The 9,433-nt window shown below is 61.1% G+C and carries 9 protein-coding genes; all 9 read left to right on the top strand.

The genetic code is table 11. The features are described 5' to 3' along the window. On the top strand, window positions 1-381 hold a 381-nt coding region (locus ABYV89_RS11055; protein WP_432823010.1), incomplete at its 5' end, for an autotransporter assembly complex protein TamA. After that, the gene (locus ABYV89_RS11050; protein ID WP_432823009.1) at window positions 375-4,304 is read left to right on the top strand and encodes a translocation/assembly module TamB domain-containing protein; all 3,930 of its coding nucleotides are present in this window, start codon (window positions 375-377) and stop codon (window positions 4,302-4,304) included. The genes ABYV89_RS11055 and ABYV89_RS11050, both read left to right, overlap by 7 nt. Window positions 4,305-4,401: 97 nt before the next feature. Next, on the top strand, window positions 4,402-4,815 hold the full coding sequence (gene ndk, locus ABYV89_RS11045) for a nucleoside-diphosphate kinase (RefSeq protein WP_432823008.1): 414 nt from the start codon (window positions 4,402-4,404) through the stop codon (window positions 4,813-4,815). A 106-nt stretch (window positions 4,816-4,921) separates the two neighbouring features. Continuing rightward, a complete protein-coding gene (rlmN, locus tag ABYV89_RS11040; RefSeq protein ID WP_432823007.1) occupies window positions 4,922-5,995 on the top strand; it encodes a 23S rRNA (adenine(2503)-C(2))-methyltransferase RlmN in 1,074 nt (357 codons plus the stop codon). Between the two features lie 48 nt (window positions 5,996-6,043). Next, a complete protein-coding gene (gene mtnP / locus ABYV89_RS11035) occupies window positions 6,044-6,907 on the top strand; it encodes an S-methyl-5'-thioadenosine phosphorylase (protein WP_432823006.1) in 864 nt (287 codons plus the stop codon). Between the two features lie 84 nt (window positions 6,908-6,991). Continuing rightward, a complete protein-coding gene (locus tag ABYV89_RS11030) occupies window positions 6,992-7,903 on the top strand; it encodes a PfkB family carbohydrate kinase (protein WP_432823005.1) in 912 nt (303 codons plus the stop codon). Window positions 7,904-7,919: 16 nt separating this feature from the next. Then, on the top strand, window positions 7,920-8,435 hold the full coding sequence (locus ABYV89_RS11025; protein WP_432823004.1) for a hypothetical protein: 516 nt from the start codon (window positions 7,920-7,922) through the stop codon (window positions 8,433-8,435). A gap of 111 nt (window positions 8,436-8,546) precedes the next feature. Beyond that, window positions 8,547-9,194: a tetratricopeptide repeat protein gene (locus ABYV89_RS11020; protein ID WP_432823003.1), complete on the top strand. Its 648-nt coding sequence runs from the start codon at window positions 8,547-8,549 to the stop codon at window positions 9,192-9,194. Window positions 9,195-9,196: 2 nt separating this feature from the next. Next, on the top strand, window positions 9,197-9,433 hold a 237-nt coding region (locus ABYV89_RS11015; RefSeq protein WP_432823002.1), incomplete at its 3' end, for a helix-turn-helix domain-containing protein.

Here is a 9,433-nt window from a genome sequence, read left to right as displayed (position 1 = left end):
GCAACCACCTTGCAGAACGAGCCCCTCGCAGAAGTTCCGGCATCGATGCGGTTTTTTGCCGGCGGGGATCAGAGCGTGCGTGGTTACAGTTACCAGTCGCTCGGCCCGAAAGACGCCCAGGGCGAGACCATAGGCGGCAAGCATCTGGCCGTCGGCAGTATCGAGCTGGAAAGAAAGCTTTGGGATAATTGGGGGGTGGCCTGTTTTTACGATGTCGGCAACGCGTTCAACAGCCTTTCAGATATCGAGTGGGCGCAAGGGGCCGGCATCGGTGTGCGTTATTACACCCAGGTCGGCCCGGTCAAGGTTGACGACGCCCGCCAGGTCGGTGAACCCGATCCTGCCTGGCGTCTCCATTTGAGCGTAGGATTCGGATGGTAGTGCGTATCTTTAAATATGGGTTCGCGGTCCTTTCATCGCTTCTGGCCGCCGTGCTGGTGCTGGGCCTTTGGCTGGTCTGGTCGCCCTCCGGAAGTGCCTGGCTGCTTGCCGCCCTTTTCGAACGGTCTCCTGTTGAAATATCGGCTGACCATATCAGCGGACGTCTTGCCGATGAGTTGCAGCTTGACGGCTTGCGGGTTCACTGGCCCGGCGGGACGGCTGTGGTCGGGCGCACCGCCCTCAACTGGTCCTTCGTCAGGCTGTTCAGTGGTGAATTGAACATCGCGGAGCTGGCGGTAGCCGATGTCGATATCCTGCTCGAGGCCCCTTCTGCGGAGACTTCCGGTCCCGCCGAGCCCTTTGTTTTTCGCTGGCCGCAGCTGTCCGGGTGGCCCTTGCAGGTGACGGCGGATATCGCCGCCCTGAACATCGATCGGCTGGTCATCCGCAGCCCCGAAGAGACTCTCTGGCAAAGCGAACGTCTTCGACTCGCTGCTCGTTGGAGCGGGGGTGCCCTGGCCATCTCGGAGCTGGAGCTGGCATCGCCCGAAATCGGTCTTGCGGGGCACTTGGTTGCCGACCTGCTGAATTCCCGCCTGGCCGGGGAGCTGCAGATCGTTTTGGGTGAAAGTATTGCCGGCGTCGAACGGGCGGCACTGAAGTTCGATCTCGCCGCGGCAAGCGACTCGACGGCAACTGTCGGACAGCTCGAGGCGCTCCTCTACGATGCGCAGAAGGCCTGGTTCGATGTGGTCGCCCCGGTTGAACTCTCCGGCGAAACCCTGCAGGTCAGCAACGGGGAGATCCGGTTTCCCGGCCATCCCGACCGGCTGCTGGTGCAGGGAAGCGCGCAGCTCGGCAACGGCCTCCCCTGGAAGGCGACGGTCGGGGTGGAGCATCTCGATCTTTCCGAGCTGGCCGGCGTCCCGCTGCTGCTCTTCGGAGAGCTGGAGGGAGAGGGCGATGTGGATGAATACCGCGGGCGCGCCGTCGTGGAAAACCGCGTTGATGGCTGGCTTAAATCGAGGCTGGCGGGCTTTTTCGATGGCGACCTCGAGCAGATCGGTTTTACCGGGCTGGCCGGCCAGTGGCTGGGCGGGCGGGTCAATGGCGACCTCAATATCGGCTGGTTCGACGGCTTCTCCCTGCGCAGCACTGCCCAGGGGCGGGAGCTTGATCTGGCCGGTCTCTTTCCCGAATGGCCCGGCCTGGTCAATCTCGACCTCCGGACGGAGCTGCAGCAGAGCGGTGATGCCCCTCTTGCGATGCACTTTTCCGGTGAACTGCTCGATAGCACCCTGCACGGCAAGGCCCTGGCGGGTGGGGTCGATGTGCGCCTTCAGGGCGCCGAGGTCGATATCGCCCGGCTCGACCTGCACGGTGAAGGGATCGATTTGACGGCTGCCGGACGGCTCAGCCGGCGACTCGATTTTACGGCTTCGGCCAGCCGGCTCTCCGGGCTGCTTCCCGGGCTCGATGGCCGGATGGATGCCAAGGGCTGGGTGAACCTGGCACAAGAGGAGATTTACGGCAGTCTGGCTGTGCAGGGGAGCGGGCTGCGTTACGCGGAGTTCTCCCTTGATCGCCTGGCGATCTCCGCGGAGAAACCGGTGGGGGATAGTCGCTATGTCATCCTGGCCGAAGGGCAGGGCGGCATGGCCGGAGATCAGCCGGTCGAATCCCTGTCGCTGGCGCTGCAAGGGCGCCCGGAGGCGCACGGGGTGACGCTTGACGCTTTGACTGACGCCGGCAGGGGGGAGGTGGAATTCTCCGGAGGCTACCAGGCTGGCCACTGGTCCGGAGAGTTGACCGAAGTGCGCCTGGCCCAAACCCCTTTCGGCGATTGGGCCCTGGCGCAGCATGCCGCCTTGCAGTTCGACGCCGGTTCGCTGCAGCTCGCGCCTCTAAAACTGGTCAGTCCGCTGGGTGAGGCGGTCGAGCTGGACGGGGTGATGACCCTGGGCCCCCTGGGCGGGGTGGCCCAGCTGCAATGGAATGCTCTCCGCTTGAGTCATGCCGATCCCTGGCTCGATGGCTGGGCGGCCAGCGGAACCACTTCGGGCGATCTCCAGCTCCATTTACAGGACCGCGATCTTCTTGAACTCTTCGCGGAAGTGCGCGTTGCCGGTGGCTTGGCCAAAGGGGAGCAGCAGCTCGACCTGGCTGGTGGTCTGCTGACCCTGGATTGGGACCGGCGGGGACTGAGCGGCCAGGCCAGGGCCGATTTCGGTGACATGGGAGAGCTTACGGCAGAGGTCCGCTCTCCCGAACCGGCCCGTCAGGCGTTTCCTGCGGCAGGAGATTTTTCCGTCCGCTTCGACGGGCTGTCCCTGTCCCGCCTCTATCCCTGGGGGCCCGAGGCACTGGATGCCGAGGGGACCCTGTCCGGCTCGGCAGCAGGGGGCTGGGCAAACGGCGCCGATCTTTTCCTTGAAGGAAAAGCTGAAATCGGCGGCGGCCGCCTGAAGTGGCAGGAGGACGAGGGGACTCTGGCGGCAGAGCTGCACCAGGCGGCGATCGGCTGGAACTGGCGCGGCGACAGCCTTTCCGGTGATGCCGTTGTGGTTCTCAATAACCACGGTCGGCTGCAGGGAGAGTTTCAGCTGCCGCTGCCGGCCCGCTGGCCTGTGGCCATCGAGCCGGAAGGGGCGGTCCGGGGGGCGCTGTCGGGCTATCTGCAGGAGAAAGGGCTGCTGACCTCCCTGTTCCCCGGGTCCGTCCGCGAAACCAGCGGTCAACTTGATTTCGACTGGACTCTTGGCGGCACCTGGGCACAACCTGACCTGGGGGGGCCGTTCAGCCTGGCGGGAGCCTCGGCCTACCTGCCGGCCGCCGGGGTGCAGCTGAAAGATGTTGGGTTCAAGGGGAGGCTGGCCGCGGACCGCATTTTGCTCGACGCCTTCTCCATGAAGTCCGGGTCCGGCCGCCTCGAGGGGAGCGGCGAGGTACAGCTGGCCGACTGGCTGCCGAAGGCGTATCAGTTCAAGCTCGGCGGCAAGAACTTTCAGCTCGTCAACCTGCCGGAGCTGCAGCTGAAGGTCAATCCCGATCTGCAGCTTTCCGGCGATCGTCAGCAGGTCAAACTGCGCGGCAGCGTCACCATTCCTGAGGCGCTGATAGCCGCGCGCAACGCGCCATCGCCGGTGGCCTCCAGCCCCGACCTGATTATCGTCGATGCCGAAGCCGCCCCGCCGCCCAGAGCTCTGCCCGTGGCACTCGATGCGCGGGTTCGCATCCTTATGGGCGATCACGTGCTGGTCAAGGCCAACGGTATCGATGCCCGGCTCGGCGGAGAGGTGGAGCTGCAGGCCACCGCCCTCGATGAGGTGACCGCGCAGGGAAAGATTTACGTGGTCGAAGGGGCTTATTCCGCCTACGGCCTCGGGCTGAACATCGAACGCGGCAATGTTTTCTTTGCCGGCGGGCCGGTGGATCGTCCGACTCTCGATATTCTCGCCCTGCGCAAGGCCGGTGAAGTCAAGGCCGGGGTGCAGGTGACCGGCACCCCGCGGCATCCGGTGGCCAAGCTCTATTCCGAACCGATGATGCCCGACACCGACATTTTGGCTTATATCGTGCTCGGCCGCCCCCTCGGTTCGGACAGCGGGCAGAGTGCCCTGCTGATGACGGCCGCCGGGGCGCTTCTGTCCAAGGGGGAGTCGGCGGTACTGCAGGATCGGCTCAAGCGGCGCCTCGGCCTGGATGTGCTCGAGGTGCAGGCCGGCAACGGCGATGTCACCAGCTCGGTGGTCACCATCGGCAAGTATCTCAGCCCGAAGCTTTACGTCAGTCTCGGCCATGCCCTGTTCACCAGCACCAACGAGTTTCGCATGCGCTACACGCTGACGGATCGCTGGGAGCTCGAGTCGAACGTCGGGCTCGAAAGCGGCGCCGACCTCTATTACCGGATCGAGTTTGATTAGCGGTTGTCCTGGAACGGCTTGACTTTTGTCTTCCGGGATGCTACAAAGCGCGACGTTTGTACTACATAAATCGAATCCGTCAATGGAGGAATTGAACATGGAAAGAACTTTCGCTATCGTCAAACCCGATGCCTTTGCCGCTGGCAACGCCGGCAAGATTATCGCCCGCATCTACGCCGAAGGCTTCACGATCGTCGGTCTGAAGAAGCTGTACATGAGCAAGGTCGAAGCCGAAGGTTTCTACTATGTCCACAAGGCGCGCCCCTTCTTCGGCGAACTGACCGATTTCATGAGCAGCGGCCCCTGCGTCGTCATGGTGCTCGAAGCCGAAGGCGCCATCAAGAAATGGCGCGACCTGATGGGAGCGACCAACCCTGCCGAAGCGGCTGAGGGGACCATGCGCAAGGAATTCGGCACCTCGATCGGCGAGAACGCCACCCACGGCTCCGACGCCCCCGAAACCGCCGCGTTCGAGATCCCCTATTTCTTCTCCGGGCTCGAACTGCTGTAAATCGCATAACCTAGATTGACCTTGTAGAAAACTGACCCTTCGGGTATGATCCGAGGGGTTTTTTTATTTTAAAATCAGCGAGAAACAACGCTTTTGCAGGCATCGGATGACAGCTGGAAGTTTGATCGATCTGAAAAACCTGACCATGGAGGAGCTCTCCGCGCTGCTGGCAGAGATGGGGCAGAAACCGTTTCGCGCCAAGCAGATCGTGCGCTGGATCTACGGCCGCGGTGCCACCTCCTTTGCCGACATGACCGACCTCTCCAAGGCTTTTCGCGAAGAACTGGAGAAGCGTGCGACCATATCCGACTGGCAGCCCGAGGTGGTCGAAGACAGCCGCGACGGCACCCGCAAGTATCTCTTCCGGCTGGCCGACGGCCAGACTGTCGAGACGGTACGCATTCCCATGGAGGGCGAGCGGGCGACGCTATGCATTTCGACCCAGGTCGGCTGCGCCATGCAGTGCTCCTTTTGTCTCACCGGTTCCTTCGGCCTGGTGCGCAATCTTGAAGCCGGAGAAATCGTCAACCAGGTCTGCGCCGCCCTCAAGGACGGCCCGATTAACAATATCGTTCTCATGGGAATGGGCGAGCCCCTGCATAATCTGGATAACGTCGTCAAGGCCCTGCAGATTTTCTATCTCGACGACGGTTTTGGCTACGGCGCGCGCAAGGTGACCCTGTCCACCTCGGGTCTGGTTCCGCAGATGCGGGAGCTGGGGCAGCGTGTCCGGGTCAACCTGGCCGTCTCCCTCAATGCCACCACCGATGCCGTGCGTGACGAGCTCATGCCGGTCAATCGCCGCTACCCGCTGAAGGAGTTGATGGCGGCCTGCAGGGACTATCCTTTGCATGGAAGAGGGCGGATCACCTTCGAATACATCCTCATCCGCGGGGTCAACGATACCCTGCAGGACGCCAAGCGGCTGGTCGGCCTGCTGCACGGGGTGAAGGCCAAGGTCAACCTGATCCCTTACAACGAGCATGAAGGGTCGCCGTTTAACGCTCCGACAGCGGAGAGCATCGAGGCGTTTCAGACCTATCTGCTCAGCCGGGACATTGTCGCCATCCGCCGGGCCAGCAAAGGTCAGGATATTTCGGCGGCCTGCGGCCAGCTCAAGGGCAAGCTGGAAAAGGCCCAGGGCCGCCTGCCGGCACCAGGGGAAAACTCGCCGGCATAATCATGGCTTGTTCATAACGTGTCAAGAAATAACCGGAGGTTTTTGCACATGTCTCAACCTGTAATCGGTGTTATCGGCGGCAGTGGTCTGTATGAAATCGAGGAGCTGACAAACATCCGGGAGGTGGTGCTCGACACGCCGTTCGGCTCACCGTCCGATGCCTACATTACCGGGGTGCTCGACGGGGTGAAGATGGTCTTTCTCCCCCGCCACGGCCGCGGCCACCGGCTGCTCCCTTCCGAGGTCAACTATCGCGCCAACATTTACGGCATGAAAAAGCTCGGCGTCGAGCAGATCATTTCGGTGTCGGCGGTCGGCAGCATGAAGGAAGAGATCGTGCCCGGTCATATCGTCATTCCCGACCAGTTCTTCGATCGCACCCAGGGAAAGCGTGCCTCGACTTTCTTCGGTGACGGCGTGGTCGGTCACGTTCAGTTTGCCGACCCGGTCTGCGGCGATCTCTCCCAGGTGCTCTACGAATCGGCGGCCGCAGTGGGGGCCACCGTGCACAAGGGCGGAACCTACATCTGCATCGAGGGACCGAATTTCTCAACCCGGGCCGAGTCGAACATCTATCGCAGCTGGGGGGTCGACATCATCGGCATGACCAATATCCCCGAGGCGCGGCTGGCCCGCGAAGCCGAAATCTGCTACGCTACCGTCGCCCTGGCGACCGATTACGACTGCTGGCATCATGAGCACGATGACGTATCGGTCGAGGCAGTCATCGCCATCATCCAGCAGAACGTGGCCACCGCCCGCGACATCATCAAGACGGCGGTCAAGCGGCTGTCGGGAGAGCGCCGCTGCGCTTGCGGCGAAGCCCTCAAATACGCGATCATGACCCGCAGGGAACTGATCTCGGAAACCGCCCGCCAGAAGCTCGCGGTGTTGATGGGTGAAAACCTTTAAGCTCTTCTTTTCTGGCGGGTTGCGCCATCCGGTCAATCCGGTTACAATGCCCTTTATTGTTTTTAATAGAAAGTGAATGTACGTATGAGTTTGCTGGTGGTAGGTTCGGTCGCTTTTGACTCCGTGGAAACCCCATTCGGCCAGGTTGAAGAGGTGCTCGGCGGCTCCGGAACCTATTTCAGTACTTCGGCGAGCTTTTTCACCGATGTCAGCCTGGTGGCGGTTGTCGGCAGCGATTTTCCGCAAGAGCACCTGGACTTTCTCCGCTCACGGGAGATTGACTTGCGCGGGCTGCAGACGGCCGCGGGCAAAACCTTCCGCTGGAAGGGGCGTTACGGTTTCGACCTGAACGAGGCGCACACCCTTGACACCCAGCTCAATGTTTTCGAGGCGTTCCGTCCCGAGCTGCCGGCGGGCTACGAAAGCGCCGAGTACGTATTTCTGGCCAATATCGATCCCGAACTGCAGCTCGATGTGCTTAACCAGGTCAAAAAACCGCTCCTGGTGGCCTGCGACACCATGAATTTCTGGATCGAGGGCAAGCGCGAGGCGCTGCTGAAGACCCTGCCCCATGTCGATATTCTGATCATCAACGAGGGGGAGACCCGCCAGTTGGCCGGCGAACCGAACCTGGTCAAGGCGGCCCGGTCGATCCTGGCCATGGGGCCGAAAACCCTGGTGGTCAAACGGGGTGAATACGGGGTGATCATGTTTACCGAGCATTCGATTTTCACCGTGCCGGCGTATCCCCTGGAGACGGTTTTCGATCCGACCGGGGCGGGGGACACCTTCGCCGGTGGTTTCATGGGGTATCTCGCTTCCACCCGCAACCTGTCCGAGGCGAGCATCCGCCAGGCTATCGTCTTCGGCTGTGTCATGGCTTCGTTCACGGTCGAGGATTTCAGTCTCAACCGGTTGAAAAGGCTTGAGTTTGACGAGGTGGAAGAGCGTTTTCGCAAGTTTAAGCTGTTGACCGATTTCGACGGGTTGGCCTGATCCGCAGGGAGCGCCGATGTTCGAGTGGGATAAGGAGTGCGATTGTCTTGAGGTTTCGCCAGAACGCGTGCGGCGCCTCTTTTGCTCGCTGGGCGACAGCCAGGTGGCACTGCCGGGTCTGCCGTCCCAGAAATCTTCGGCTTATCTTTGCGTCTATGAGGGTTCGAAGGGGGTGCAGGTGGTGGTGGTCTTCCATCTGCTCAAGAGTCGCCGGCTGGCGGTTTACCGCAATTCGCAGGGCGAGGTGGCAGCTCAGAAGCTGACGGCGCTTCTTGACGAGGGGACGCATTTTGCCGAATCGCTCGGGTTTCGTCTGGATGACATGGAATTTCACTTGCTCGACCCCGTGGCGCAACGGGAGCGCTGGGATGCCCTCCCGCTGACTCACGGCGGGAAAGATCGGCAGAATGAGCCGGCGCCTGCCGGTGCGTCTCCTTCTGCTGTTGCCGTTCCGAGTCCCATTTTTGAGGATCTGCATGAACGCAGGCGCGTATTCATTGAAAAACATGGTCGCTTTCTGGCCACACTCTAGGAGGACGCCTTGGTTAAGCAGATTCTGTTGCTGATGTTTTGTGTTTTGCTGTTGGGTACTTTCGGTTGCAGCGCACCTGAAAAGAAGCCGTCGTTAGGCGAAGCGCATTATATGGTAGGATTATCCCATCTCCGCCAGCAGCAGCTGACCCCCGCCCTGAAGGAATTTCTGCTGGCGGTCGAAGCCGACCCGCAGCATGCGGACTATCACAACGCGCTGGCGCAGGTCTACCAGTACAAGAATGCCTATCCCGAAGCGGAAAAACACTATCTCAAAGCCATAAAGCTCAGCGACAATGCGCCGGAATACCAGAATAATATCGGTGCATTGTACCTGGACATGCAACGTTGGGATGATGCTATCAAATATTTTCGCCAGGCTTCTTCCAATCTGTTGTTCGGAAACCCGGAAATCGCCCAGACCGGGATGGGTTACGCCTATTTTCAAAAAGGCGCCTACCTCGATGCGGTAGGCGAGTACCAGAAGGCCATCTCGAGCAATGCTCGCTTCCCGGTGGCCCACCTGCGACTCGGTGAAGTCTATTATGAACTGAATAAATGGAACCTGGCCATCGAGTCCCTTCGCAAGGCCCTCGCTCTCGCTCCCGATTACACCGATGCCCACTACAAGCTTGGGCTCGCCAGTATAAAAACAGGACAGAAGAAAGAAGCGCAGGAGGCGTTTGCCGAGGTGGTTCGGCTTGCTCCAGCTTCAGAATCGGCCAGACTGGCCAAGGGCTATATCGAGCTGTTGAAATGACCATGACTGAAATCGAACCATTGACCATCGGGATCACCCTGAAGCAGCGCCGCGAGGAACTCGGACTGTCCTTGCCGGCGATTGCCGAAAAAACCCGTATCCGGGCCAACTTCCTGCTGGACATGGAGGCGGACAGGTTCGACGGGTTTCCCGGCGACGCCTACCTGCTGGGATTTCTCAAGCTGTACGCTGAAACTCTCGGATTGGATGCAGCCTCAGTGATCGACCAGTTCCGCGCG

The organism is Trichloromonas sp. (assembly GCF_041583255.1).
Classification (GTDB): domain Bacteria; phylum Desulfobacterota; class Desulfuromonadia; order Desulfuromonadales; family Trichloromonadaceae; genus Trichloromonas.
The sequence above is the reverse complement of the archived record's forward strand: the minus strand, read 5'-3'. Positions and strand labels throughout refer to the sequence as shown.

Bases quoted from the DNA above. Each gene is read 5' to 3' on its own strand.
- ABYV89_RS11050 (WP_432823009.1), top strand. From the start codon at position 375: ATGGTAGTGCGTATCTTTAAATATGGGTTCGCGGTCCTTTCATCGCTT.
- ndk (WP_432823008.1), top strand. From the start codon at position 4,402: ATGGAAAGAACTTTCGCTATCGTCAAACCCGATGCCTTTGCCGCTGGC.
- rlmN (WP_432823007.1), top strand. From the start codon at position 4,922: ATGACAGCTGGAAGTTTGATCGATCTGAAAAACCTGACCATGGAGGAG.
- mtnP (WP_432823006.1), top strand. From the start codon at position 6,044: ATGTCTCAACCTGTAATCGGTGTTATCGGCGGCAGTGGTCTGTATGAA.
- ABYV89_RS11030 (WP_432823005.1), top strand. From the start codon at position 6,992: ATGAGTTTGCTGGTGGTAGGTTCGGTCGCTTTTGACTCCGTGGAAACC.
- ABYV89_RS11025 (WP_432823004.1), top strand. From the start codon at position 7,920: ATGTTCGAGTGGGATAAGGAGTGCGATTGTCTTGAGGTTTCGCCAGAA.
- ABYV89_RS11020 (WP_432823003.1), top strand. From the start codon at position 8,547: ATGGTAGGATTATCCCATCTCCGCCAGCAGCAGCTGACCCCCGCCCTG.